This window comes from Nocardia sp. NRRL S-836 (assembly GCF_001279525.1).
GTDB lineage: Bacteria > Actinomycetota > Actinomycetes > Mycobacteriales > Pseudonocardiaceae > Lentzea.
Genome location: NZ_LGDY01000129.1, coordinates 26,593 through 52,883 on the forward strand (window position 1 = coordinate 26,593; position 26,291 = coordinate 52,883).

24 protein-coding genes are annotated in these 26,291 nt (G+C 70.0%); 11 read left to right on the top strand and 13 right to left on the bottom strand.

Going from position 1 to position 26,291, the window contains the following annotated elements; genetic code table 11:
* Positions 1-13: 13 nt before the first annotated feature.
* From ADL03_RS35795 to ADL03_RS35815, 5 genes are all read left to right on the top strand, one after another.
* Complete coding sequence (locus ADL03_RS35795; RefSeq protein WP_053738051.1) at positions 14-901, top strand: sugar phosphate isomerase/epimerase; 888 nt, start codon at positions 14-16, stop codon at positions 899-901.
* 38 nt (positions 902-939) lie between these two features.
* Positions 940-1,251 (top strand): L-rhamnose mutarotase, encoded by a 312-nt coding sequence (locus ADL03_RS35800; RefSeq protein ID WP_053738052.1) that lies wholly within the window; start codon positions 940-942, stop codon positions 1,249-1,251.
* Complete coding sequence (locus ADL03_RS35805; protein WP_197288939.1) at positions 1,248-2,228, top strand: aldo/keto reductase; 981 nt, start codon at positions 1,248-1,250, stop codon at positions 2,226-2,228. Before ADL03_RS35800 ends, ADL03_RS35805 begins: the two co-directional genes overlap by 4 nt.
* Before the next feature lie 31 nt (positions 2,229-2,259).
* The gene (locus ADL03_RS35810; RefSeq protein ID WP_082373760.1) at positions 2,260-3,660 is read left to right on the top strand and encodes a glutamate decarboxylase; all 1,401 of its coding nucleotides are present in this window, start codon (positions 2,260-2,262) and stop codon (positions 3,658-3,660) included.
* Positions 3,661-3,744: 84 nt separating this feature from the next.
* Positions 3,745-4,620 carry an SAM-dependent methyltransferase gene (locus tag ADL03_RS35815; protein ID WP_053738054.1) on the top strand — a complete coding sequence of 292 codons (876 nt, stop codon included), beginning with the start codon at positions 3,745-3,747 and terminating at the stop codon, positions 4,618-4,620.
* Between the two features lie 16 nt (positions 4,621-4,636).
* Here the strand turns inward: ADL03_RS35815 and ADL03_RS35820 are convergent, their stop codons facing one another.
* The 12 genes from ADL03_RS35820 to ADL03_RS35875 form a co-directional block, all read right to left on the bottom strand.
* Complete coding sequence (locus ADL03_RS35820) at positions 4,637-5,866, bottom strand: hypothetical protein (RefSeq protein WP_053738055.1); 1,230 nt, start codon at positions 5,864-5,866, stop codon at positions 4,637-4,639.
* A gap of 184 nt (positions 5,867-6,050) precedes the next feature.
* Entirely contained in the window at positions 6,051-6,638 is a 588-nt protein-coding gene (locus ADL03_RS35825; protein WP_053738056.1) for an N-acetyltransferase, read from the bottom strand.
* 140 nt (positions 6,639-6,778) lie between these two features.
* Positions 6,779-8,236, bottom strand: coding sequence for an aminotransferase class V-fold PLP-dependent enzyme (locus ADL03_RS35830; protein ID WP_053738057.1), 1,458 nt, complete (start codon positions 8,234-8,236; stop codon positions 6,779-6,781).
* On the bottom strand, positions 8,233-10,350 hold the full coding sequence (locus tag ADL03_RS35835; RefSeq protein WP_197288940.1) for a molybdopterin-dependent oxidoreductase: 2,118 nt from the start codon (positions 10,348-10,350) through the stop codon (positions 8,233-8,235). Before ADL03_RS35835 ends, ADL03_RS35830 begins: the two co-directional genes overlap by 4 nt.
* 8 nt (positions 10,351-10,358) lie before the next feature.
* Complete coding sequence (dapF, locus tag ADL03_RS35840; protein ID WP_053738058.1) at positions 10,359-11,222, bottom strand: diaminopimelate epimerase; 864 nt, start codon at positions 11,220-11,222, stop codon at positions 10,359-10,361.
* Positions 11,223-11,227: 5 nt separating this feature from the next.
* Positions 11,228-11,935 carry a 2OG-Fe dioxygenase family protein gene (locus tag ADL03_RS35845; protein WP_053738059.1) on the bottom strand — a complete coding sequence of 236 codons (708 nt, stop codon included), beginning with the start codon at positions 11,933-11,935 and terminating at the stop codon, positions 11,228-11,230.
* Positions 11,936-11,975: 40 nt separating this feature from the next.
* Positions 11,976-13,001, bottom strand: coding sequence for an iron-containing redox enzyme family protein (locus ADL03_RS35850; RefSeq protein ID WP_053738060.1), 1,026 nt, complete (start codon positions 12,999-13,001; stop codon positions 11,976-11,978).
* Positions 13,002-13,278: 277 nt separating this feature from the next.
* A complete protein-coding gene (locus ADL03_RS35855) occupies positions 13,279-14,637 on the bottom strand; it encodes an aminotransferase class I/II-fold pyridoxal phosphate-dependent enzyme (protein ID WP_231642695.1) in 1,359 nt (452 codons plus the stop codon).
* Between the two features lie 8 nt (positions 14,638-14,645).
* A complete protein-coding gene (locus ADL03_RS35860; RefSeq protein ID WP_157529596.1) occupies positions 14,646-15,845 on the bottom strand; it encodes a hypothetical protein in 1,200 nt (399 codons plus the stop codon).
* Positions 15,838-17,019, bottom strand: a complete 1,182-nt coding sequence (locus ADL03_RS35865) for an acyl-CoA dehydrogenase family protein (protein WP_053738063.1) — start codon at positions 17,017-17,019, stop codon at positions 15,838-15,840. The genes ADL03_RS35860 and ADL03_RS35865 overlap by 8 nt, the downstream gene beginning before the upstream one ends.
* A gap of 13 nt (positions 17,020-17,032) precedes the next feature.
* Positions 17,033-18,247, bottom strand: coding sequence for an MFS transporter (locus ADL03_RS35870; RefSeq protein ID WP_053738064.1), 1,215 nt, complete (start codon positions 18,245-18,247; stop codon positions 17,033-17,035).
* 254 nt (positions 18,248-18,501) lie between these two features.
* Complete coding sequence (locus ADL03_RS35875; RefSeq protein ID WP_053738065.1) at positions 18,502-19,386, bottom strand: hypothetical protein; 885 nt, start codon at positions 19,384-19,386, stop codon at positions 18,502-18,504.
* Between the two features lie 457 nt (positions 19,387-19,843).
* On the opposite strand from ADL03_RS35875, the gene ubiA reads away from it, so the two are divergent.
* The 6 genes from ubiA to ADL03_RS35905 all read left to right on the top strand — a co-directional run bounded on the left by ubiA (position 19,844) and on the right by ADL03_RS35905 (position 25,083).
* Complete coding sequence (gene ubiA, locus ADL03_RS35880; protein WP_053738066.1) at positions 19,844-20,698, top strand: 4-hydroxybenzoate octaprenyltransferase; 855 nt, start codon at positions 19,844-19,846, stop codon at positions 20,696-20,698.
* A 17-nt stretch (positions 20,699-20,715) separates the two neighbouring features.
* A complete protein-coding gene (locus ADL03_RS35885; RefSeq protein ID WP_053738067.1) occupies positions 20,716-21,255 on the top strand; it encodes a hypothetical protein in 540 nt (179 codons plus the stop codon).
* A gap of 7 nt (positions 21,256-21,262) precedes the next feature.
* Entirely contained in the window at positions 21,263-22,645 is a 1,383-nt protein-coding gene (locus ADL03_RS35890; RefSeq protein WP_053738068.1) for an NAD(P)/FAD-dependent oxidoreductase, read from the top strand.
* On the top strand, positions 22,642-23,031 hold the full coding sequence (locus ADL03_RS35895; protein ID WP_053738069.1) for a nuclear transport factor 2 family protein: 390 nt from the start codon (positions 22,642-22,644) through the stop codon (positions 23,029-23,031). The genes ADL03_RS35890 and ADL03_RS35895 overlap by 4 nt, the downstream gene beginning before the upstream one ends.
* Position 23,032: 1 nt before the next feature.
* Positions 23,033-24,493: a class I adenylate-forming enzyme family protein gene (locus ADL03_RS35900; protein WP_053738070.1), complete on the top strand. Its 1,461-nt coding sequence runs from the start codon at positions 23,033-23,035 to the stop codon at positions 24,491-24,493.
* A gap of 86 nt (positions 24,494-24,579) precedes the next feature.
* Positions 24,580-25,083: a VanZ family protein gene (locus ADL03_RS35905; protein ID WP_197288941.1), complete on the top strand. Its 504-nt coding sequence runs from the start codon at positions 24,580-24,582 to the stop codon at positions 25,081-25,083.
* A gap of 6 nt (positions 25,084-25,089) precedes the next feature.
* Here ADL03_RS35905 and ADL03_RS35910 read toward each other — a convergent pair whose 3' ends face one another.
* Complete coding sequence (locus ADL03_RS35910) at positions 25,090-25,902, bottom strand: hypothetical protein (RefSeq protein WP_053738072.1); 813 nt, start codon at positions 25,900-25,902, stop codon at positions 25,090-25,092.
* Positions 25,903-26,291 lie beyond the last annotated feature (389 nt).

Sequence of the window (26,291 nt, forward strand, 5' to 3'; positions counted from 1 at the left end):
GAGGCGAAAGCTCATGGCGATCAAGTTCGGCTACCACACCTGGTCCTACTCCAGCTTCGGCAGCTGGGTCCCCGCGTACACCCTGGACGAGACGATCAAGCGGCTGGCCCGGATCGGCTACGACGGCATCGAGCTCGGTGCCGCCGCACCCCACGCCTTTCCGCCGTACCTGAGCAAGGCCAGGCGGCGCGAGGTGCGCACCCTGCTCGACGACCACGGCATCGAGGTCTCGGGCATCGGCCCCGCGCCCTCCGGCGGACCCGGCTACAACCCGAGCTCTCCCGTGGCCGAAGAACGCGCGGCGACCGTGGAGCACTACCGCGCGATCAGCGAGCTGTGCGCCGACTGGGGTGCGGGATCGATGGTCTACCTGCCCGGCTGGACCGTGTTCGGCACCCGGCGGCGGCAAGCCTGGGCTTGGTCGCGCGAATGCCTGGCCCAGGTCGCCGACGACGCGGCGCAGTACGGCCTCACCGTGGTGATCGAGCCGCTCGCGGAGAACTCGAACCTGTGCGAGAGCGGCGAGGACGCCATGGAGCTGATGGAGGACATCGAGCGGTCCAACGTGAAGGTGATGTTCGACTGCAACCACGTCCGCTACCGGCGTGAGTCGCTCACCGACCACGTCCACCTGATGGGCGCGGACCTGCACCAGATCCACATCTCCGACACGAGGGGCACGCAGACGCGGTTGCCGGCGGGCCACGGGGACGAGGACTGGGAAGGCCTCGTCGACGCCCTGCTCGACACGGGCTTCGACGGCTACCTCACGGCCGAGACGGGGTTCCACCGCCGCGGGATCGACCCCGACCACGACGCGCGGGCCGGGCTCGGCTTCCTCAAGCCGCTGGTCGAACGAAAGCTCGCCGAACGCGCCGCCGCGACGGACCCCAACGCCTGAACCGCGGCCCAGCAACCCGATCGGAAGGTACCGGCACGATGGAGACAGTCGCCCTGCACACCAGGCTCAAGCCGGGCCAGGAAGAGGCCTACGAGGCCGCGCACGCCCGGATCCCGGACGACCTCGACGCGGCGCTGCGCGCGGCGGGCGTGCGTTCGTGGCGGATCTGGCGCAGCGGCCTCGACCTGTTCCACGTCGTCGAGGTGGACGACTACGCGGCCATGATGGAGAAGATGCACGGGCACCCGGCCGACATCCCGTGGCAGGAGAAGATGGACGAGTTCCTCGACGCCCCACTGGACTACGACTCGGGCAGCTCGGCCGCGAAGTTCGTGTGGGAGCTGCCGTGATCAGCGGACTCGGCCTCGGCGGGTCCGCACTGGGGAACCTGTACCGTGCCGTGTCCGAAGTGGACGCCCGTGCCACCGTCGACGCCGCGTGGCGAGCCGGCGTCCGGTACTTCGACACCGCTCCGCACTACGGCCTCGGCCTGTCGGAACGGCGGCTCGGAGCGGCACTGGCGGATCGGCCCCGCTCGGAGTTCGTCATCTCCACCAAGGTCGGCCGGCTGCTGGAGCCCTGCGACAGCGGCGGCGACGACCTGGCCAACGGCTTCGCGGTGCCCGCGACCCACCGCCGGGTGTGGGACTTCAGCGCGGACGGGGTGCGCCGGTCGCTGGAGGCCTCGCTGACCCGGCTCGGCCTCGACCGGGTCGACCTCGTCTACGTCCACGACCCGGACGACCACTGCGAGCAGGCGCTCCGCGAGGCGTTGCCGGCCCTGGCGGAGCTGAAGGCCCAGGGCGTGATCCGCGGTATCGGCGTGGGCGTGAACCGCTGGCAGGTGGCGGAGCGGTTCGTGCCGGAGTTCCCGCTGGACCACGTCATGCTGGCCGGCCGGTACACGTTGCTGGAACACGCCACGACCGCGGACTTCCTCGCGCGGTGCGCGGAACGGGGCGTTTCCGTTGTGGCAGCCGGTGTCTTCAACTCCGGACTGCTGGCCCGCAGCGAGGTCCCGGCCGACGCCACGCACGACTACACGACGGCACCGGCCGCCCTGGTCGAACGCGCCCGCAGGATCGCCGGGATCTGCCGGCGGCACGGCGTCGCGCTCCCGCAGGCGGCGCTGCACTTCCCGTTCGGCCACCCGGCGGTGCGGGCGATCGCGGTCGGTGCCCGGTCGGCCGCGGAGGTCACCGAGAACGCCGCGATGGCCGCGGCCGAGGTGCCCGCCGGCGTCTGGTCCGACCTGCGCGCCGAGAACCTGATCTCCCCGACCGTTCCCGTGCCGCTGCCGAAGGCTTTCGAGAAGGCGGCAGGCTGATGTTCCTTCGATCTTCTTTTGGGGTGTGGTGATGTTTGAGCTGCAAGGGAATCCGACGGGCTGGCGGCTGCCGCAGGAGTCGACGGCGGCGGGTGCGGCGTACCAGGCGGTGCAGGACGAGCTGCGCCCCGACGTGCGGCCGCAGCTGAACCTGGCGACGTTCATCACCACCGGGATGGAACCGGAGGCCGAACGGCTGATGACCGACTTCCTGTACAACAACACCGTCGACGGCCTGCAGCCGTTGCACACGGCCGACCTGGCGCAGCGGTGCGTCGCGGCGCTCGCTGACCTGTGGCACGCCCCCGACCCGGACAGCGCGGTCGGCACGTCGACCGGCGGCTCCAGCGAGGCCTGCATGCTCGCCGGGCTGGCGATGCTGATGCTGTGGCGCTCCCGCACCAGGGGCTCACGCGAGCGGCCCAACCTGGTCATGAGCACCGCGGTGCACGTCTGCTGGGCCAAGTTCTGCGCCTACTGGGACGTCGAGGCGAGGCAGATCCCGGTGGCGGAAGGCGGCTCCGGCATCGACCCGCACGCCGCGGCCGAGGCGTGCGACAGCAACACCATCGGCGTGGTGACCGTGCTGGGCAGCACCTACGACGGCTTCTACGAACCGGTGCAGCAGGTGTGCGCCGCGCTGGACCGGCGGTGCGCCCGTGACGGCGTGGACGTGCCGGTGCACGTCGACGCGGCCTCCGGCGGGATGGTGGCGCCGTTCCTCGATCCCGCGCTGGTCTGGGACTTCCGGCTGCCCAGGGTGAGCTCGATCAACACGTCCGGCCACAAGTACGGCCTGGTCGCTCCAGGACTGGGGTGGCTCGTGTGGCGCGACCCGAGCGTGGTGCCCGCCGAGCTCGGGTTCTCGACCGACTACACCGGTGGCCGCATGTCCACGCAGACCCTCTCGTTCACCCGGCCCGTCGCACCGGTCATCGCGCAGTACTACCAGTTCCTCCGCCTGGGCGCGGAAGGCTACCGGGCGGTCATGCGGCGCTGCCGCGACCTCGCCCAGTCGCTGGCCGCCCACCTCGGCCAGTTCCCCGAGCTGCGGGTGGTCTCCTCCGCGGACCACCTGCCCGTGGTCGCGTTCACGACCCACGACGACGCCGGTTTCAGCGTCACCGATGTCGCCGACCGCCTCCGCCAGCGCGGCTGGCTCGTGCCCACCTACGCACTCCCGGCCAACCAGGCGAACGTCACCGTCGCGCGGATCGTCTGCCGCAACGACCTCTCCGACGTCCTCGCCCGCCGGCTCGCGGACGACATCGCCACCGCGATCACCGCACTCCGCGCCGGCGCGCGCTCCCAGCGCCGCCGCGACGTGGCGCCGTTGAGCTCGGAGGTCGCCTTGACGATCGCCGCGGGGAACACGTTGGAGCGCAGGGCATCCACCGAGCTCGACACCACGGTCGCCGCGTTCGCGCCCTGACGTTCGCCGCACCGCAAGCACGCTGTCCGATGATCTGCCGCGCACCCCGGCTTCCCGGGGTGCGCGGGCCGCCGAGGAGTTGTGATGTCGCACCCGAACGACGAACCCTTCCCGCTGCCGGGCGTCGACCTGACCCGGCCGAGCGTCGCCCGGATCTACGACTACTACCTCGGCGGCACCACCAACTGGGAGGTCGACAGGCAGTTCGCCGAACGCGTCCTGCGCGACTACCCGGTGATCAGGTCGGTCGCGTACGCCAACCGGATGTACCAGCGCAGGGTGGTGCGGCACCTCATCCGGCTGGGCATCCGCCAGTTCATCGACATCGGGTCCGGCGTGCCCACGATGGGGCACGTGCACGAGGTGGGCGAGCAGGTCGCGCCAGGCGAGGTGCGGGTCGCCTACGTCGACCACGAGCCGGTGGCCGTCGACCACGCGAACCTGCTGCTGAAAGGCAACGGTGACCCCAGCCGGCATGCGGCCGTCCACGCGGATCTGCGCGACCCGCAACGTCTCTGGTCGCGAGTCGCGGACACCGGGGTGATCGATCTGCGGCAACCGGTGGCGGTGCTCCTCATGGCCGTGCTGCACATCCAGCAGCCACCCCCGCCGGGCAGTGACAGCACCGAAGACCTCGGCCCCCGCCTCGTCGCCACGTACCGCGACCTGCTCGTGCCGGGGTCGTACCTCTCCCTGTCCCACGTCACCGACACGGAGATCTCCCCGCGCAGCGCCGCGATGCTCGGCGAGCTGAAGAGCATGTACGCGAACTCGGTCAGCCCCGCCATCTTCCGCGACCGCAAGGAGATCACCGCGCTCTTCGGTGACTTCACCCTCCTGGAACCCGGTGTCACCTGGGCGCCCGACTGGCACCCGGAAGAGGCGAGCGAGCACGACCAGGCACCGGAGTTCAGCGATCCGAGCGGGTCGCTGCTCCTGGTCGGCACCGCCCGGAAGTGAGGCGGCTCCGCCGCGGCTAGGCCGGGTGCCAGGCCCCGGCGTCGGAGATCCAGGCGCCGGTGGGCGCCGACGTCGTCCGGTTCAGGACGCGGTAGCTGGTGGTCTCCCGGTCCCACCGGGCGAACAAGGGGAACAGGTCGGTCGCCGCGTGCTGCCGGTAGACGATCACGACCTCGTTGACCAGGGCCTTGGCGTCGCCGCTGAGGATCGTGCTGTGCTCCAGAGCGTCGGTGCGGCGTTTGGCCAGCATGGTCTCGTCGATGGCGATGATGGCGCCGCCGGGCAGCAGGACCCGGCCGTTGATGCCGTAGCGGGCGCGCAGCTCCGCTTTCGGGTCCGTGTTGTCGTCGACGAACACCGAGCCCATGTCGCTGCTCTGCGCCAAGCGCAGGCGGGTGAACTTGCTGCGGTACTCCCGCAGCTTGTCGGCGTCGGGCTTCTCCAGCTCCGAGATGGCGGCGAAGACCTGGGCGTCGGTTTCGGCGGGTGCCGGCGTGAACACGACGACGGCCTCGTCATAGGGCTTGAGCTGCTTGAGGACGGGGCGAGCCGAGGTCAGCAGGGTGCCGCTGAGGTCGTGCAGGCCCAGCTCGTACTTGCGGTTGGCGCTACCGGGGCCGGAGAAGAAGTTGGCCGGGGTGACTCGGGCGAGGATGCCGCCCAGGCCGCGGTCGAGGTAGAGCTCCCGCTCCTTCGCGGCGTCCTTGCGGTCGTGCCGGTTCACGATGGTGAACGTTCCGCCCCGGCCCTTGGCGTTGACCTGGCGAGCGGTCATCCGGTTGCCGGTGAACACGCTCTCCCAGGTCTCCGCGGCCTCCCGCCGCTTCACCCCGTTCCACCACGCCTCGATCTCCGCCGCACGCGCGGCCCACGTCGTACCGGAGCCGCCCAAGGCGTCCAGTCCCGCCTTCAGCAGCCGCTGCTCGGTCGCGGCCTGAGTCTGCCTGCGCTGCTCGGCCAGCCGGGCCTGTTCGAGCTGCCACTGCTTGTCGGTGCGCCGCTTGAAGTCGTTCTCGACCTTCTCGTAGTCGGCCTTGGGCAGGAACTGCGGGTTCGCCTGGCTCAACACGGCCAGGACCTTGCGGAAGTCCTCTTCTGACAGCTCGTCGGTGTACTCGCGGTAGACGGGGTTGACCCGGTTCTCCACCGGGTCGAAGGCAACGCCCCCGGCTTCGAGCAACGTGAGCAGCACGGGAGCGGCATCCGCGCCCACAGCCTGGACCCACTTGCGCCGTTCGATCTTCATGATCCGTCTCCCGCCTGTCGGACAACCACCGAGGATCTGCTCGGCTGGGTCACCCGTTATCGTCGGCGGGCCGGAAACTGTTGCAGCGCAAGAAAGTCGGCCCGGTGTGGAATCCGTCGCGTGGGCGATCGGCCAACGGTTCGGCGGAACGCGGGCCGCGTTCGCCGGACTCGACCGGAGCCGGTCAGCTCGGGCGACGGGCCGTGCGCCACATCGGTTGCAGCAGTTCCTGGCCGTCGAGGACGACGGGTGGGCCGATCGGCGTGTAGTCGCGGGAACCGAAGAAGTCGACCAGGCGCCTGCTCGACGCCTCGCCGTAGGCATCGCGCCCCAGCTCGTCCAGGACCTGGTGGTGGTGGTTGAGCAGCAGGGTGGCCGCACCGTTGTTCTGCTCGGTCGGGCGCACGGCGAGATATGCGCCGTAGTAGTGCGACTCGTGCGGATGCGCGGAGAGGAAAGCCGCCTCGAACCGGGTGAACCGTTCGAAGTACGGACCGGTGAGGTCACGCAGCCAGCTCTCCCGCTCCGGTGACGGCTCGGGCTCGACCGCGTGGTCGAACGCGACCAGCGCGGCGGACAGGTCGGGCAGGGTGTAGACCACACCGCAGGCGATGGCGTCCCGGACCTCACGTTCGAGGTAGTGGGGACCGATCTTCCGCCAGTCCTCCAGGTCGTCCACCAGCCAGCCGGTGAGGTCGAGGTCGCGGAACGACTCCGTGATGAGTTCGCCGAGCGCGGGAGCGTCCGACTCGGTCGCGAGCACGATCTGCATGGCAGAACTCCTAGGTCAAAGCCGGGCGGCTGATGGGATGGCCGCGAGATGCATCTTCACAGCGGCTACCTCGGCCCGCTGGTCCTCCTGCCCGAACGCGCTCGATCGTCCGCCCGTCGGTGCACACCGCCCCGGCCGGTTCACCGGGACTCCACCAGTACTGCCTGTTCTTCCGCCGCGACGGCGACGATCTGGTCGAGCAGAGGGCCGTAGTCGGCGCCGGACGCGTTCGGGTGCAGGAGGGTGAGCTTCAGCCACAACTTCCGCTGACCGTCCTCTTCGTCCGGCAACGCGGCCCGCCCCACGATCGCGGTCCCGCCGGCCAGCAGTTCGCGCCGGATGCGGCCGACGAGCGCGTCCCCCGCGGTGATCGGCAGGTCGTCCAGGACGGTGGGCCGGAAGAGCACGGTGGACAGGGAGGGGCTCTTCCACAGCCGCAGACCGGGATGGCGGTCGATCTGCGCCGCGACCTCCTGCGCGGTCGTGCAGCAGTGCTCGACCAGGCGCCCGATCCCGTTGGTGCCCAACGCCGACACCGTGACCGCCATCCGGAACGCGTCCGCACGCCGTGAGGTCCAGATCGACCTCCCGAGCAGGTCCGGCAGGCCGGCGTCGACGTCGTCGGAGGCGTTGATGTAGTCGGCGCTGATCTGCAGCGCACCGAGGTCGCCCGCGTCGCGCATCGCGAGGAGCCCGGCCGCGATGGACTGCCAGCCGAACTTGTGCATGTCCAGGGTCACCGAGTCCGCCAGCTCGATGCCCTCCAGGAGCCGGCTCAGCTCCTCGCTGCACAACGCGAGTCCGCCGTAGGCCGCGTCGACGTGCAGCCGCACCCCGAACCGGCGGCACAGCCCGGCGATCTCGGGGAGCGGGTCGATCCGGCCGGTGTTCGTGGTGCCCGCGGTGGCGACGACGAGGGTGGACGACCCGAGCGGTTCCAGAGCGGCCTCCAGGGCCGCCGGCACCATCCGGTCGTCCTCGCAGGCGACGACGACCGGGGTGGGCAGACCGAGGATCCAGGCCGCCCTCGTCACGCTGTGGTGGGCGTTCGCGCCGCACACCACCCGGAGGTCGGCACCGAGCAGCGTGCGCGCGAGGAGGAGCGCCAGGAGGTTCGACTCGGTCCCTCCCGAGGTGACCACGGCGTCGGGCGAGGGCTCGGCCGGGTAGCAGAGACCGGCGATGCCCGTGGTGAAGTCCCGCTCGATCTCACTGGCCATCGGCGCCAGCTCCCACACGTCCATGGACGGGTTGAGCGCGCTCGCCACGACATCCGCGGCGACGGACACCGCCAGTGACGAGCAGACCAGGTGGGCCGCGCAAAGCGGGTGGGCCGGATCCGCGGAGCCGAGACCGAGGAGCCGGCTCATCTCCTCCAGCGCCCGTTCCTCGCCGACGCCCTCTCGGGGCAGCCGGCCCGTTCCTCCTCCGGCCGCCGCGAGGGCGGCCGCGACGACCGCGGGTCCTCCCGCGGGCAGCGGGCCGCCACGTTCGAGGATGCCGTTCTCCATGCCGCGCAGGGCCACCCCGAGCAGGGCGCCCAGCTGCTCAGCGCCCTGCGGCCCGCTCGCCAGCTGGACATCGTCGTGTGCGCTCATGCCGACGCTCCTCCTCGAATCTGCGCTGCCGGGATCTCCACGGCCTCGACCGACACCCGGTTGTCGTGGAACACCGCACCACCGCCCATGTCCGCGTCCCGTTCGTCCACGGTGGCGTTGACCGTCGCGCCGCCGGTGAGCTTGAGCCAATGCCCCTTGGTCGTGCTGAGGACACCGCGGCGGACCCGTGCGTCGACCAGCACGTCCGCGGTGAACTCACCGCGGCTGTTGAACACCCGCACCCGGCTGCCGGTGGTGAGCCCGTGCACGACAGCGTCATCGGGATGCACGACCACGGTCGGTGGCCCTGCCCTGCGACGCAGTTCCTCGTTGTTGCCGAAGATCGTGTTGATCGCGAAGTGCGATGCCCCGGCTATGAGCACGAACGGATGACGTGCGGCCATCTCGTCGTCCACGACCTCCAGCGGCGGCGTGTACCCCGGCATCGGGTCGAGGCCGTCGGCGGCCGCCGTGGCGGAGACGAACTCGAACTTCCCGGACGGGGTGGGGAACCCGTGCTCGAACGGCGCGAGCGGGCTGGGGTAGTTGAGGCGGGCCCACCCGCTGGCCCGCAGACCGTCGAGCGTGATCCCGTGCAGCGAGGGGTGGTCGGAGTCGAGGAGCTGCTCGGCGAGCCGCTCGTCGGAGTCGTAGAGGCTGGGCTCGCTCAACCCCATCCGCCTGGCCAGGTCGCGAAACGTGTCCGTGGTCGACCTGCACTCACCCGGCGGTTCGACGGCACGCTCGTTCCACGCGAGGTAGAGGTGGCCGTACGCGTCCATCAGATCCGTGTGCTCGTGCTGCATCGTCGCGGGCAGGACCAGGTCGGCGTAGTCGACGGTGTCCGTCGGGAAGTGTTCGAGCACGACGGTGTACAGGTCCTTTCTGGACAGACCCGCACGGACCCGGTTCTGGTCGCTGGTGCTGACCACCGGGTTCGCGCCGTACACGACCAGCCCCATCACCGGCGGGTCGTTCGCTTCGAGCAGCCCCTCGGCGAACCGGGTCATCGACAGCGTGCGCACCGGCTTGGGGCGCAGGTCGTCGCGGAACAGCGCCTCGCGGTTTCCGCCGAAGTAGGTGTCGGTGGAGAACATCAGCCCACCGCCGGGCCGGTGCCAGTCGCCCGTGACGGCCGGAATGCAGGCCAGCGCTCGCAGTGTGGCGCCCGCGCCCGCGTGGCGTTGGATTCCCTGCGAGGTGCGGATGGCGGTGGGCCTGGTCCGCGCGATGCGATCACCCAGGTCCCGGATCTGCTCCGCGGGGACACCGGTGATGGCCGCGGCGCGTTCGGGCGTGAAGGCCAGCACGCGCTCACGGAAGTCCTCCCAGCCGTGGCAATGCCGCGACAGGAAGTCGTTGTCCTCGCGGCCACTCGCGACGATGACGTGCATCAGGCCGAGCGCGAGTGCGCCGTCGGTACCGGGCATCGGTGCCAGGTGCTCGTCCGCGGCCGCCGCGGTCCGGGTGCGCATCGGGTCGATGGCGACGACGTGACCACCGTTCTTGCGCCCCGCCTCGATGAACCGCCAGAGGTGGTGCCCCGACGTCAGGGTGTTCGTGCCCCACAGCAGGGTGAGCTTGGACAGCGCGAAGTCCTCCGGGTCCATGCCCCTGCTGGTGCCCAGCGCGTACGTCAGCCCGGTCAGCCCCGCGATCGAGCAGATCGTCATGTCGTGGTGGGACGCGCCGAGCACGTTCCACAGCCTGGTGCCCGCTCGCCCCTGCACCCCCTGCAGGTACCCGAGCGCACCGGTGCCCTGGTAGGGCCACAGCGCCTCACCGCCGTACTCGTCGACGATGCCGGACAGCTTCGCGGCCATCTCGTCCAGCGCCTCGTCCCACCCGATCCGCTCGAACCGGCCCTCGCCCTTGGCCCCCACGCGGCGCATCGGGTGCAGGATCCGGTCCTGGTGCGAGGCCTGCTCCAGGTAGCGGTTCACCTTGACGCACAGGGAGCCCCGGGTGACCGGGTGGTCCCGGTTGCCCCGCAGCCTGGTCGCCACCCCGTTCTCGACGGTGACCAGCCAGCTGCAGCAGTCAGGACAGTCGAGCGGGCACGCTCCGGCGACCTCGCTCGTCGTGCCGGTGATCAACAGGTTCTGGCGGGGCACGGCACTCCTCAGGACGGTTGCGGTTCTCTCATCCGCGCTGTGATCCCGGCAGCCACGCGGCCCACGGCTATCTGCTCGACCGCACCGGTCATGAACACGGTGCCCCGGCCGTCGAACCGCGTGGTGAGGGCACCGCCGCTCATGACCACCTCGACCCGGTCCCCGACCAGACCGAGGCGGTGCGCGGCAGCGGCGGCCGCACAGCCACCGCTGCCGGAGGCCAGCACGCGGCCCGCCCCCCGTTCCCACACCAGCACGCGGAGCACGTCCGGACCGGCGAGCGCGGCGAACTCGACGTTCACCCTGCCGGGAAACCGCGGATGCGCGGACAGCAGGGGACCGATCGTGTCGAGCAGCCGATCATCCACAGCGGACACCACCAGCACGGCGTGCGGGTTGCCGTTGTTCAGCGCGGTGACCTTCCACCGGCCGCCGCCGACCTCGATCGGTACGTCCACCGCCTCGCCCGCGCAGTCCAGCAGGGGCACCGCCGCCGCGGTGAAGTCCGGGCGGCCGAGCTCGATCGACACGATCCCGGCGGCCAGGTCGTCGACGGAGACCATCGACGTGCGGAACCCCGTGTCGACGACCAGCTGCCTCGTGCCGTGCCGCCGGGCGTGCTCGAGTGCGAAGGCGCGCAAGCCGTTCGCGCTGCGCTCGCACGCCGAGCCGTCGGCGTTGTGGATGCGCACCTCGACCGCACCCGCCGCGGCCGGTCGCTCCAACGACCCGAACACCACCCCGTCGGCGCCGATCCCGAAGTGGCGATCGCACAGGGCGCGTGCGGCGAGCGGACCCGCCGCCACATCGTCCTGTGGTTCGACGAGCAGGTAGTCGTTGCCCATCGCGTGGTACTTCGCGAACGCCACCACCCCGGTCAACCCGCCGCGGCACCGGAGGAGCCGCCGGCGAGCGCCTCCGCGTCGTGCTCGTCGCCGTACCACTTCCTGCTCCACCGCGAGAACGCCGCGATGAAGATGTCCCTGTTGGCCGGGCCGCCGTCGATCGACTCCACGTCCGTGACGTCGTGCTGGATAGCTCGGTCGTCCAGCAGAACGGCCTGACCCTCCTCGATGGTGCCGCTCCAGAACGGTTCGTCGGCACCCGGCTTCCATAGCCTGGTCAACGCACCGCCGACGTTGGCCCGCCGGAGCACGCCGATCATCACGTAGTCGTGGCCGTCGTGGTGCACGCCCTCCGGGGTGAGCGGCGCGGTCGTCGCACTGCTCGCCCGCGACCGGTTCTGGTGCAGGTTGATCGACCAGTCCTCGGTGGGGTCGAGCGGGAACCCCTGCACGCCCGCGCGGAGCAGATCGGTGAAGTCGGCCTCGACCGGCTCGTACCGCCGCCGGATGCCGCCCGCCACCGGGTTGAACTTGACGAACGTCGTGTAGTCGCGCTGCGGCAGCAGCTCGAACGAGCAACCGCCGTCCTGGTCCTGGGACAGGCGGTACTGGCAGAACCGCTTGAACCTCGTGCCGTTGCCCATGTACTCGTCCACCGGCAGGTCGTCATAGCTGGCCAGCAGGTCAGCCGGCGCCGCCGGGAGGTCGATGATGCTGAAGCCTGCTTCGTTGAGTGCCACGCTGGGAATCCCCTTCCTCACAGGGTGCGAGACGGCCGGCTCATCCGGCGGTCGAGAGGCTCGCGGTCAGGTCCACTTCGGACATCCGCTCGTCGAGGTAGCGCTGCGACGAGTTCAACCGCCACAGCGTGCCGCGGGCGATTCCTTTGCGCATGGCGGGTGAGGTGGCCGCGGGCTTGATGACGTTGTGGAACCACCCGGCGGCGTGCTGGGCGTCCACGGTGATGTGCAGGCGGTGGTAGACGATGCCCACGTCCGGCAGGCCGAGCCGTTCCCAGGCGTGCACCACCTGGACGAAGCGGTCCGGGACCAGCCACTCGGTCATGCCCAGGAAACCGACCGCCTCGGCGTAGCTGGAACGGTAGCGGCACAGCATGACCGCGAGGTTGCCGGACAGCAACGCGTTGGCGGTGAGGGCGCTCTCCAGCTCGTCCTCGGTGATGTCGAACACCTCGAAGATCTGCCTGAACAGGTGGGTGTGCACCTCGGCCGGGTTGCCGTTGCCCATCTCGTCCCAGAAGTTCTGGGCGATCTCCATCTTCGCGGGACCGCTCGTACCCACCTGCATCATCGCGAGGAGGTCGTCGAACCGCCCGTCGATCACCGACTCCTGGATCATGTAACGGCGGATCGCCTCGCGGTCGGCCCGATCGCGGATGAAGTCCGTGTAATACGGGTGCTTGAAGACGGTGTGCTGCCGCGCCACCTTCTTCAGCCAGGACAGGAACTCGGCGGGTTCCGCGGGTGCGTCGTCGAGCGAGCCCGCTTCGATCCTGGAGTCCTCCGCCGCCGCGGTCGCCCGCTCCAGCACGCGGGTCACCTGGTGCACTGCGGTCGAGCCCTCGGCAGAAGGTTCGCCCGGCGCGACCCGCAGCTGCACGTTGTAGATCCTCGACAGCAACAGCTGCTGCCGGTAGAACATCTCCCGGTCGCCCGTGGCGGCCCGGAGGTTGAGCTCGTGCACCTCACCGAGCACCCGTTCCAGCTCCGCCGGGTGCACGAACCGATCGATCTCGTCCGCGGATCGGCCGAGCCAACCCGACACCCGCTCCACCACATCGCTCATTTGAAACCCTTTCCGGAGGCCAGGTCTGAACGACTACGAGCGCCCTTCCGGTGTAGACGGACACCGACCGCCGTCCCAGGCGAGGACAGAACACCACCCGGACAGGTCGGGGTGGCGTTCGGCACAGGCGGACTGCCCCTGCGGACCTGCGGATCGGCCCCAAAAATCACATGGAATTGTGTGGCCCCAAATGCTTTGCGGGTGAATGTCAGGATTCGGAGTTCTCCGCGGGTCCGAAATCGGGCCGGAAGCGGAGTGGTTCGACGGCAGGCCGCGCTCATCTGAGCCTGGTGTGGGAGACGGCCAGCGCCTCCACCCGGTCGTGCAGCTGCGGGATGAAGTGCTCGAACTCCGGCTTCATCAGCACACTGCGGATGATCCGCGCCTCCGCGGCATCGGCGGCGACACCGGGATGCCGGCTGACGAACGCATCGGACCGCACCTTCAACGTGCTCAGGAACACCGGATCTGCCTCTGTGGTACCGCTTTCCAGCATTGCGGCCGAGACCTGGTCCATCCTCCGCATGCTCGCGGGCCGGACGACCGGGAAGTAGGTCACGATGTCCAGCTCCGGCTCCTGGTACAGCTCAAGGGCCTCGGACGACGCGATCCTGGCCGACCAGTCCAGGGCGGCCCGCCGGCCGGCGCCGAGCACCTGGCCCAGGCCTGAGGGCGTCGGCGGCAGGACCTGGAAGGTGAGCCAGAGAGCCGCCGCGGCCGCACCGGCCCGCGAGCACTCCAGGCTCGTCTCGCCGGGGTTGAACTCCGCGGGAGCGCAATAGGTGTACGGGGAGTCGTGGGCGTAGAACCGGTCGACGTCCGGGTCGTTGAAGAGCACCGCGCCGCAGCCGTAGGGCTGCAACCCGTGCTTGTGCGGGTCGACGACCACGGAGTCACACCGGGAAATCGCGTGCCACGGCTCTGACGGCAGCGCCTCCGCGGTGTCCACACCCTTGAGCAGCGTGAAGAAGCCGCCATAAGCGGCATCGACGTGGATGCGGAGGTCGTAGCGCTCCCGCAACGCGAGGACCTCGTGGATCGGGTCGACCGCGCCGAGACCGGTCGTGCCGGCGGTCAGGACCACCGTGCCGATCCGCTGCGTCCGCAGCAGCTCCTCGAGCGCCTCGACATCCATCCGGCCCCGGCGGTCTGCCCGCACCACGTGACTTTCCAAGCCCAGGACGCGGCACATGCGGCTGTGCGTGAAATGGGCCTCTTCGCTGAAGGCGACGCCCCGGCCCGGCCGGAGCTCGCGCGCGACGTAGAGGGCTTCGAGGTTCGCGATCGTGCCACTGGAGGTCAGGTGGCCGAGCGAGGTCCCGAACCCGAACATGCCGGACAGCTGGGCGACGACCTCCCTCTCCATCTCGACGGTGGCCGGGCCGCCGTCGAACGCGTGGTTGTTCGGGTTGATCAGCATCGTCGCCAGGTAGCCGATGGTGGCAGCGAAGTGCGGCGGGCGCATCATGTGCCCGGCGTACGACGGGTGGAAGAAGGGGTAGTTCTTCCTGAGCCTCTCCGCGAAGTCGGCGAAGGCTGTCGTGAACGCGTCCTCGTCGACCTCCATCGACGGATGGGGTGAGAACGGTGGAAAGGAGTCCTGCCACTCGGCGTTCTCCTCAAGTGCCCGGGTCATCCACTTCATCAGATCCACGGATATCGTCGGCCTCCGTCGAAGGAAGAATCGTGCTGAGGGCGCTGCTCGCCGATCGGCCAGAAGAGCCGGTTCTCCGTGCACTGCTGCAAGTACTCGATGCCGTCTGTGCCACCGGTTCCGTTGCTGCTGCCTATCATCGATCTCGCGACGGAGTGGTGGGTGCGCTTCCACCTCTGGTGACTCTGTTCCAGCAGCTGCAACGCGTTCGTCACCATCGTGCTCTCCGCGTCGCTCCAGCTGCGGTGCCGGCGACGGTGCCAGGAGGACAGGGAGTCGTGCCCGGACAAGGCGCGCAGCCGCACGCGGGGAACGGAGAGGAAGGCGGGGGAGTCGAGACGACCTCTTCTCGGCAACGCGCAGAAGATCTCCACCAACTTGTACGCCTCAGACTGGATCGCGCTCGATCCGTCGGTCTGCGCGCGGAAGGCCCGGAAGTGGGCGGGCGGCATGGTGGCCAGCAGGCTGAACAGCCCTGACGCCTGGTCCAGTGCCGTCGCGGCCGACTCGATCCGGGCGGCGACCTCGGAGACGCACCCGGACGCCGCGACCACAACCGCATCCTCCAGCGTGGCCGCCATCATCGTGAAAACCGTCTCGTAGCACTGCAGAACTCGGATGAAGAGGTACTCGTCGTGGTGGTCCGAGACGGGAAGAACGCTGAAGCGGACGACTTCCTCGACCAGTTCTCCCGCGAAACCAGGGCTTGTGCTCGGTGGGCCGGTGATCTCGCTCAGCGCGGCTGCCTTGCGGATCCTCCTGAGGGCGACCTGATGACCTGGCCGGCCGCTCGGGAGCACCGTGCTGTCCGCGTTCTCCAAGGTCGTCCACTCGAACTCGGCCAGGTCGCGCAGGAGGTGCGAGACGAGGATCTGTCCGGTGTGGATGTCCGCTGACGTCGGCAGCAGGGGCTTCAGGACGTCCAGGGCCAGGTAGCTCCGGTAGGAGTACCGGTTTTCTGCCTTGTCCAGCACGCAGTGGTAGAAGTCCGCGACCACCGGCCCGGTCGCGGTGTCGGCGCGGCTCGCTCTGACCTGGTCCAGGGCCTCGTTCCCGAGCTTGTCCTTGCCGTGCCGCAGGATCTGCAGGCGTATCGCGCTCGCCAGGTCCGGTGTCGTTCCGGCCGGCTGTGCGTCGATGACGGAGGCTGCCGCGCGCTCGCTCACCGTCGTGCCCCGTGGCTCAGACATCACGCTGGAGACCGGGCGGAACCGCCGCGCCCATCCTGGCCAGCGCATAGGCTTGGTACGGTCCGGAGTAGACGTTGATGGCGTGGTTCAACCCGGCGTGCGCGTCACGCCAGAAACGCTGCATGGGCCGATCCGACCGCAGCGCGTTTCCGCCTGAATGGGTGTAGAGGCGGTCGAGCGCCTCCACAGCGCGTCGGCTGCCGCGGACCTGATCGACGCGGGCCGCCGCGCGGAGCTCGAACGGCACTTCGTCCCCGGAGTCGACGATGTCCCACATCCGGCCCACGTTGGCCATCATCTGGACGCGCGCCGACTCGACCTCGGAGTAGCACTCGCTCAGCTGCGCCAGGAGGAAGCTGTCCTCGCGCACCAGCCGGCCGGACTCGTCGACCCGATCGCGCTGGTAGTCGAAGGACGCGGCGAGGGCGCCACGGCACATGCCGATGATGGATGCCGTGATCGCGTTGGGGAAGATGGCGGACCAGGGCATGCGGAAGAGGGTCTCGCTCCTGCCCGCTTCCCGGGCCGCGACACCGCTGACGACCTTCTGCTCCGCTATCACGCGCTCGGCGGGGACGAACGCGCCGCTCACCGCGACATCCTTGCTTCCGCTGCCCCGCAACCCGACCGCGTTCCACGACCCGTCGATGATCGTGTAGTCGCTGCGCGGCAGCAGCATGTGCAGCGTTCCGTCGGAACCGGCGGGGCTGCCGTCGGCATCGACCACGGTCGCACCCAGCCAGGCCCAGTCGCAGTGGTCCGTGCCGGACGAGAACGCCCACCTGCCGGTCAGCAGGTAGCCTCCCTCGACCTTTCGCGCCTTGCCGAACGGTGAGAACGGCGACGCCATCCAGGTGTCCGGATCAGCCGCCCACACGTCGTCCTGAACGGACTCCGGCATCAGGGCCAGCTGCCACGGGTGGGAACCCAGAACGCCCGCGACCCAACCAGCAGCGCCGCACGACTCGGCCGTGAGGATCACCGCCTCCAGGAACTCTCTCGGGTCGGCCTCGAAACCACCGTGCTTCGCGGGTTGCAGCATTCTCATCACACCGGTTTTCCGCAGGATGTCCGCGGTGTGCGCGGGAAGTGCCCCCAGCTCCTCTGCTTCAGCCGCCTGGGTTCCGAGCTGCACACGTGAACCCTCGATCTTCTCCAGAACATCGGTCACCATGTGAAATGGTCCTTCATCGTGAAGTGTTGAGTGCTTCTGTCTTCGTTCGGAGCTTCAGCCGCGAATGCAGCAGATGTGCGGTCGCGGCCGCCGACAACGCGCAGATGACCGGGAGGAAGAAGGTCGGCCGGGCACCCAGCTCATCCGCGATCTTGCCGACGGTGGCGGTGCCCGAACCGAAGCCGAGCGAGAGACTGGACCACACCCAGTTCAGCCCCTCGGTCTGGATCGCCACCGGAACGAGCTCGTCGAGCAGGTGAAAGGCGTTGATGACGGTCGGCGCCATGCTGAGACCGTTGACCGCGGAGCAAGCCATGAGGACGAAGAGGCTGTCCGCGGTCAGGTAGAGGGCGGGGAGCAGGCCGAACGCCGAGGCGCTCAACGCAAGCCGCAGCGACGTCGGCCCGCTTCGCGTCCGCGAGCCGTACACGACGGCCGAAACGCCACTGCCCACCGCGAAGCACGTCAGAACGAGGCCGGCGCCACCCGGCTGCCCCAGCTCGGCGCACCGTGCGACGAGCAGCACCTCCGCTGCGCCGCAGGTGGCTCCCACCACGAGGAGCAGGACGAGCAGCAGCGGCATGCCCGGATACCGTGCGGCCAGGCGTCGATCCACTCGGGCGACGGGAGGCCGCCTGGGCGGCTCGGTGTGGCGCTGGAACAGCAGCCAGGTCGCGCCGGAGGCGGTGAGGAACGCCGAAGCGACGGCCAGGGACGGTGAGACGTGGATCGCGAGAGCCGCTGTCAGAAGAGGGCCGATCGCGAAGACGACCTCGTCCAGAACTGTTTCGACCGAATAGGCGGCGGATCTCTCAGGGGTGTCGTCCGGCCACATGGTCGCCCATCGCGCTCGCGTCATCGGGCCGGTGTTGACCCCTGAGGCGCCCAGGAGAAGAGCCAGGAGCAGGGTTGCCGGAAGAGGTGCGCTCAGCGCCACCGATCCGAGCATCGCCGTGGCGAGCACGAAATGCGCGAAAATGGACAGGAGCAGCGTTCTGCTCTGCCCGAAACGGTCTGCGATGATCCCGGCGACGGGACTGCCGAATGCGTTGCCGATCGTCCAGCAGCCGCTCACCAACGCGGCTTTCCCGTACTGGCCGGTGGGCAGGGCCAGCAACAGGAGCAAGCCGAGCGGGTAGATTCCGACGAAAAGGCGCGACAGCACGCCCGCGACGCAGAAGGACGTGGCACCGCGCTTGGCGAAGGCGCTGCGATAACCGGCGAACACAGCGGACCTCCAGGGGCGGTCGGACGAGGTGCTGAACAAGACAGCGACAATTCACCGCGCTCGGGGAGATCACGTCGCCGCAGCGCTCCGACACTGTGCACCGCGGGTGGTCGCGAATGCGAGACTCGTTTCGCCTGGCGGGACGGTTTTGTGAGAAATAGGCCGGTGATGGTGCCGCCCGTGTCCGAACGGGAAGCTCGCCAAGACGAACGGGCAAACCTCTTCGGCCCGTTGTTGACGGCCGGTACCCGGAGCTAAGGGGCGACCGGGCGTTGCGGGGCGGGCGAGCCCACCATCTCGCGCGGGCGCACGAGCGAGTGCTGCAACAGTCCGTCCAGCCGGGAACGCAGGAACAGGCGGTACGGGTTCGGCCCGCACAGACCCGCCAGGGTGGTCACGGCTCGCGAGTGCATGTCGTGGACCTCGCGGTCGTACAGCCGCACGGCACCAGGGGTGCTGGAGAGGTCCCGGAGCACCATCCTCGCGGTGGCGTTCCGGCCGGCCTCCTCGCCGAGCTGGATCATGTGGTGCCTGAGGTGCGTGCTCGCGATCTTGCAGGCGTTGGCGAGCAGCAGCGGTGGTGTGCGGTCGTCACCGGCGGAGTTCGCGGCGGCCTGGTCGGCCAGCAACCCGTACAGCCTCCCGAACTCACGCCACTGCGGCCCGTCCGAAGGCGCGCAGGTCCGCGCCGCCATGAACGCCTCGCGCGCGTATGCGTTGCTTCGAGCGCTTGACCTCGAATCGGAAACGACCGCCGGCTCTTCGAGGTCGGCGGTCCACCCCCTGCGGAGGTCCTCCGCGATGTCGAGAGAACGCAGGTAGCGCAACGGCAACCAGACCGCCGCCGCGCCCGTGCGCGTGTCCGCACCGGCCCACCACAACGCCGAGATCGCCGACACCGGCATGGCGTTGTGCGGAGAACCTCCCGCGGCCGCCGCGGTGACGACCGCGAACAGCCGGGCGAACACCAGGGGCGGCTCCACCTGCCTGAGGAGCTCGGCGCTCGACGGGGGAGCCACTCCGGCGGTGCGGAGATCGGTCGCGAGGCGGAGGTCCGCGTCGACGCAGCGAACGGCGATGCGCAGGGTCCTGGCGAAGTTGCCGAGCGGGGGCCGGGCGCGTTGTTCGGTGATGGCCATGGTGGATCCCGACTGCTCGGCTGGAGAGGTGCCGCGGACGGCGTGCATCACAGCACGCCGCAGGTCCGGCGGCGAAGTGTTGTCCCGCGCCGTGTCACCTTCGGGCCGATGACCGTGACGATTCGGGCACCGGGCGACCCCGGCCGCGGCCGACACGGCGAGCATTCGCGCGTTCGACGGGGCCGTGCGCGGTCCACTTCGGACCGAACTCCGGCGCCGCTCGAACGTGCCGGGCGCCGTCAGTGGCCGGTCGTGCCGAATCGGGTGGCCATCTGTGAACCGGTGGGCCGAGGAACCGCGGAACCCACCACGCATGTGCTGCGATGGCGCTGCAGTGCCGTCGGGTGAGTTCTGTGCACAAGCGGACAGGGTGAACGACATTTCCACTTCAACGTCTCAGCGCACCGGCCGGGCCGTGTGGGAGGTGCCGAGCCTCGCTGCCGCACTGGTGCCGCGAATGCCCGCTGCCACCCGCCCTTACCTGAGGCTTGCGCGTGTTCACGCTCCCATCGGCAGTTGGCTCTACCTCCTGCCCGGGCTGTGGGCGCTCGCTCTCGCGACGCCGGGGCTGCCGGACTGGCGCCGGGTGCTGCTGGTCGCCGTGGCTGCGGTTCTCGTGCGGGGGTTCGGCTGCACGGTCAACGACATCGTCGACCACCGGATCGACGCGGAGGTCGAGCGAACCGCGACGCGGCCGATCCCGGCGGGGGAGGTGGGTGTCGGGGCGGCGGTGGCGTTCGCCGTGGCGCAGGCACTGGGAGCACTCGGCGTCCTGATGGCGACCAGCGTGCCGGCCGCCGTGGTGGTGGCCGCTTCGTACCCGCTGGTGGTGGCCTACCCCTTCATGAAGAGGATCACCCACTGGCCGCAGGCCTGGCTGGGTGTCGTCTTCAACGGCTACGTCCTCGCCAACTGGGTCGCGGTGACGGGAGCGGTGGAGCTGCCCGCCGTCCTGCTCTTCGGTGCGGCGTTCTTCTGGACTTTGGGCTACGACACGATTTACGCCCACCAGGACAAGGAAGACGACGTCTTGGTGGGCGTGAAGTCCACCGCGCTGCTGTTCGGCGGCACGACCAAGGTCTGGGTGCTGGCCTTCTACACCGCCACCACCGCCGGGATCGCACTCGCGGGGGCCGCCGCCGGGCTGCACTGGTCGTTCTACGCCGTACTGGGCCTGGCCGCTGCCCAGCTCTGCTGGCAGGTGCGGACGGTGGACCTCGACGACCCCGCCGACTGCAGGCGGAAGTTCACCTCGAACCGCTACCTCGGGTGGATCGTGTTCGTCGCCATCCTCGTCGGGCAGGTGCTGTGAGCGCGTCTTGTGCCCCTGTGCACGTCGAACGCCTGACGACCCTCACCGCACTCCTGGCGGATCCTTCCCGGCTGGTCACCACCGTTCTCGAAGACTGGTGCGGCACAGCGGTCCGCGCTGAGGTCCGCCACCGCTCGGAGGAGTCGCTGGCCACATCGGCGGCCGGCTTCGGCACGGTCGTCAGCGCGGCTTTTCCCCCACTCGCGGAGGTGGTTGGGTTGCTCCGGCTCTCGGACGGGGCGCACCTGCAGCTCCGCGAGGTCGGACTCGGCGCGGGCGGGGGAGACCTCGTCAGGGCTGAGGCGGTCGTCGCGCTGGACCGCGTGAACACCGACGAGGTCGCGGTGCTGCGCACGTCGGACACGCCGCTGGGGCTCGCCCTGTCGGCGGGTGGGGTGCGGCGTCGGCTGGCTGCCGCGCCCGAGCTCGCGCAGGCGAGGGGAACCGTGCCGGAGACCGCCGACGCCCCGGTGCTGGTCGTGACCGCTGTGCTGTGCCGCGAGTCCGTCCCCGTCGCACTCGTGCGGGAGACGTTCCTGCGCCGGACGCTGGGATGAGGTCGTAGTGGACTCACCGATCACGATCTTCGACCGGCTGGGCACCGGCTCCACCCCGGTGGGTGCGAAGGTCCGGCTGCGCACCGCACACGTGCTCGGAGGTGGCGTCGCGGGACTCCTCGCGGCACGGGTCCTGTCCGACCACGCGGAGCAGGTCGTGGTGGTGGAACCCGACCGGCGCGAGTCACTCCTGTCCGGGGCGGTCCGGTCCGGTGCCCCGCAGGGCTCCCAGGTGCACCTGCTGCTCCCCGGCGGACGCAGGCAGGTCGAACGCTTCTTCCCCGGCTTCGTCGAGGAGGCCGTGGCCGCAGGGGCCGTGCTCTGCGAAGCCCGGCGGACGGTCGCCTACCTCGATGACGCCGAGCAGCTCCCGACACCGAACGCGGAGTTCCTCGCGAGCAGCCGCCCACTGCTGGAATCGTTGCTGTGGCGGCGTGTGCTGGCGCTGCCTGGCCTGTCGCTGGTCCACGGCCGGGTGACCTCCCTCGGCTTCGCGCACGAAGCGGTGAACGCGGTGCACCTGGCGCGGGACGGCCACCGGACCGAGATGGCGTCGGACTTCGTCGTCGACGCCACCGGTAGGGCCAGCAGGATCCCCGACTGGCTGCACCGCGGCGGATGGCCTCGCCCGGAGACCGACCGGCTGGCGGCGGATGTCCGGTACTTCTCCGCGAGGTTCTCCCGATCATCCACCTGGGACGGACCGCTGTGCGGAATCGCCAGGTACACACCGGGATTTCCGACGGACATCGCGGGAGCGGCCGTCAACGCCGTCGAAGCGGGGCAGTGGGCGGTGATGCTCGCGCGGTACGGCGCCGGAGGTGACGGCCTCACCGCTGACGCGTTGACGGCGCGGTGCCGTGAGCTGCCACCGGTCTTCGCCGAGGCGGTGCGCGGCGAGCTGATCGGGGAGGTGGTGCCGCACCGGCACCCGCACAGCCGGTGGCGGCGCTTCGACGCGCTGGAACGCCTCCCCGCCCGGCTCGCGGTCGTCGGGGACGCGGTCGCGTCCTTCAACCCCGTGTACGGACAGGGCATGTCCTCGGCCGCACTGCACGCGTCCTGCCTTTCCGAGTTCCTGCGCTCCGACACGGACCTCGACGCCGCCGCCCGGTCGTTCTTCGACCTGCAGGGCGTCGTCACGGAAGCCGCGTGGCGCACCTCCACGGCGGCCGACGCCGTCCGGCTGGGGGTGGCCGGGAGCGCGCGGACCGAGGCCGAGCAGCGCCAGGCACGGGCAATGCGCCTGGTGCACCGGGCAGCGGCCCAGGACGTGGAGATCGCCACCGCTGTCCGGGCGGTGGGGTTCATGACCGCTCATCCGGCGACGCTGCTGTCACCGGAACTGGTGGCACGAGCGGCGAACGGCAACGGCGTGGAGGACCGATGAACGATCCCACTACTACGACGGCGCTCGACCGCTACCTGGAGCTCGCTGACCGCTTGGTGGCCGATCCCGCCGCACTGGCGGAGCTGGGCACGGTCTTCGCGGCCGGCGCGGTCGTGCGGCTGCACGACCGGGACGTGGTCGGCATCGAGGCGCTGACCGAGTTCTACCGCACGTTCGCCGCGACCTTCGAGGAGACCAAGCACTTCTGGAACACCGAGGTCCTCGCGGACGGCACGCTCAGGGCGCGGTGGGCCGTGGCGGGCCGGCGAACGGGGGGAGCGGTGATGGCCGCTTCCGGGACCGAGCACGCGACCGTCGACGCGTGCGGGCTGATCACCGCGCTGCGCAACGAGTTCGAGCCCACCGGCACGGAGAGGTCCGGCTGAGGTGCACGAGAACCTGACGCGCCGGTGGGCGCTGTACGCACACGAACGGAACTGGGGCGACCGCACGGCGTTCCACGCCGACGGCAGGGCTTGGACGTTCGCCGAGGTCTTCGCCGGTGCGGCCAGAACCGCCACCGGCTACCGCTCGCGCGGCCTGCGTCCCGGCGACCGGGTGCTGCTCGCGCTGCCCGACAGCGTGGAACTGGTGTGGTGCCTGCTCGGCGCGTGGCAGGCGGGCCTGGTGGCGATCCCGGTGAACGTGCAGATGAGCCGGGACGACCTGAGCCGTGACGTGCGCACGGCCGAAGCCGCACTCGTGGTGGCGGATCCGGAGACCGCCGGATGGCTCCTGCCCGACGCCGTCGAGGCCGGGGTGCTGTCCGCGGCCGACCCCAGCGGTGAGTTCGCCGCCGGTGGCGACGCGCCCGCGCTGGCGATGTTCACGTCCGGCACCACCGGCGTGCCCAGGCTGTGCTTCTTCCGGCATCGCGACCTGGGCGCTCCGGACCTGGGCGGGCTACCGGTCGGGCCGGAGAGCGTCGGGCTCTCGCTGTCGCGGATGTACTTCGTCGGCGGGCTGAGCGCCTCGGTCCTGACGACCCTGGCGACCGGTCAGGTGGCGGTGCTGTCCCGTCCGCGCGCGACCCCGGCCGAGGCGGTCCGGCTCGTCGGCAGGCACCGCGTGTCGGTGTTGTTCGCCCAGCCCAGCTTCCTCGCGCGGATGCTGCTCGAACCCGGTGGTCCGGACGCGCTCGGGGGAGTGCGCCTGGTGCTGTGCGCGGGTGAGGTCCTCACCGCCCGGCTGCGCGCACAACTGGTGCCGATCCTGGGAAACCGCCTGCTGAACATCTACGGCGCCACGGAGATCGGCGGGATCGCCTTCGGCGCGCCCGCGGCGCACAGCTCACCCTCCGCGGTCGGCATGCCCTTGCCGGGCAAGCCCGTGCGCGTCCTCGACGCTGGAGGACGTGAGCTCCCGCGCGGTGACAGGGGAGAGCTGAACGTCTTCGTGCCGCTCGGCACCCGAGGTGTCGAACGCTGCAGCCGCGGACCGGACGTCGTGACCGACGTGTGGTGGCCGACCGGCGACCTCGCGTCCGTGGACGACGATGGCGTGGTGCACGTGCACGGACGGCTCGACGACGTCGAGGTCGTGGGTGGGCAGAACGTGGTACCGGCCGAGGTCGAGCGGCTGCTGGAGCGCCATCCCGGTGTGCTGGAGGCGGCAGTGAGCTCGGTACGCCGCCCTGCGGGTGACACCAGCTTGCGCGCGTACGTCGTGACCACGGCGGAGCAGTCCGAAAAGGACGTACTTGCGGACGAGCTGGTCGAGCTCGCCCGGTCTGAGCTGTCGTGGTACAAAGTGCCGCAGGACGTCGTGTGGCTGGAGGCGCTTCCGCGCAACGCCAACGGCAAGCTGCTGCGCCGGGTGCTCCGCGAGCGAGGAGGCCAGTTCGCCTGAGCGGTCTCCGGGACGGTCGAGTCCTTCTCCGGCTCACTCACGAGAGGAAGTGGTGTGGAGTGTTTCGAGAGGTGCCGGTGCTCCCGGTGGTCATTCCCCTGGCAGCGGTGGTCTTCCTGGCCCTGCTGGCGCACCTGCGCCGCCGCGACCGCCTCACGGCACCTCGTGCCGCCGTCGCTCTCGTGCTCTGCGTGTACGTTGCGGGAGTAGTGGCGAACACGGTGTTCCCGATCTTCCTGAACATGCCCGCGGGCGATCCGCAGTGGAAGGTCTACTTCGGACTCGTCCACGGCTACAGCGTCGAAGACGCGCTGCAGAACATCGTGGTCTTCGTACCGGTCGGGGTGATTTTGCCGCTGCTCCTGGCCAAGGCTTCGTGGTGGCGTGTGCTGGCCGTGGCGGCGGCGTTCAGCCTGGCGATCGAGGTGACCCAGTTCTTCACCGGCAACCTCCTGGGCGGCGGCCACCTGACCGACGTGAACGACCTGTTCTTCAACGTGGTCGGCGCTGCGCTGGGGATGGGCGTGTTCTCCGCGTTGTCCAAGGTGCCGGCCGCTGCCGCTCTCATCGACCGGTTCCGCTGGAGCTGACCCGCATCAGCCGGGCAGGAGCTCGAGCTCCGCTTCCGCGATGTCCCGCTGCGCGCGGTTGCCCAGAGCGTCGAGCTTCCCCAGAGCGAACACCAGACAGGCCCGAGCTTGCTCGACCTCACCCGTGCGACGCCGCGCGACACCTTCGCTGAGCGCCAGTTCGGCTTCGGTGCGGTAGCTCATCTGGAGCGCACCGATCGTCGTTCTCGCATCGTGATAGCTGTCCGCCGCCTCCCTCCAGCGCCCCAACGCCGACAGGCAGTCGCCCATGAGCGTCAACAGCAGCGCCATGACCCTGCGCGCCGTTTCCGGGTTGGTCTGGTCGCGGTTCTGCCTCGTCTGCTCCAGTGTGCTCGCGAACAGTTCCAACGCGTCGGAGAACCTCCCAGCGCCCAGCAGGGAGGTGCCCAGGGCGAGGGACGTCCAGACCCGTTGCTGGAAGTAGGCGAACTCCCCGGATCCCTCGTAGGCGAGGTTGTTGTGTTCGAGCGCTTCCTCGGTCCTGCCGAGGCGCGTGAGCGCCAGTCCGATGGACGCGTTGGCGGACATGACGATCCGGCGGTGACCGATTTCCTCTGCGAGTGCGACCGCTTCTCGCAGCGTCGCGAGCGCGAGCTCGGGGTCGTCGGCGGAGCGGTCCTGCGTCCAGCCGAGCAGGCTGAGCATCTCGGCCTCACCGCGCCGGTCACCGAGCGCCCTGGCAGCCTGCAGACCGAGTTCGAAGACCTCGTCCCAGCGGTGCTTCTGCTCGCGGCCGAAGGCATAGCGGTGGATCGAGCCGGCCAGGTCGAGCACCTGGCGGTGCCGGCCGCGAGCCACTCGGCCGCCTGTTCGTACGACCGGAACGGGCAGTCCGGCGGCACGTCCCGCACCTCCGGGAAGAACAACCTGCCCGCGGCGCCCGCCAGCCCCAGAACGTGCGCGGCGAAAGCGTCGCGCAGCTGGTCGCGCACGTCCTGCGGCTCTTCCTCGAGCCAGCGTTCACGGGCGAAGATGCGGATCAGGTCGTGGAACTGGAAGCGCACTGACTCGGTCGTGATGTTGAGCAAGGACATCTCGACGAGCTCGTCCAGCACCAGACCGACCTCGGCCACCGGCACACCGGTCGTCACAGCGGCGAGATCGTCGTCGAAGTGCACGCCGGGCACGACGGCCAACCGGCGGAACACCGATCGGGCCTGCGGCGACAACGCCTGGTACGACAGCGC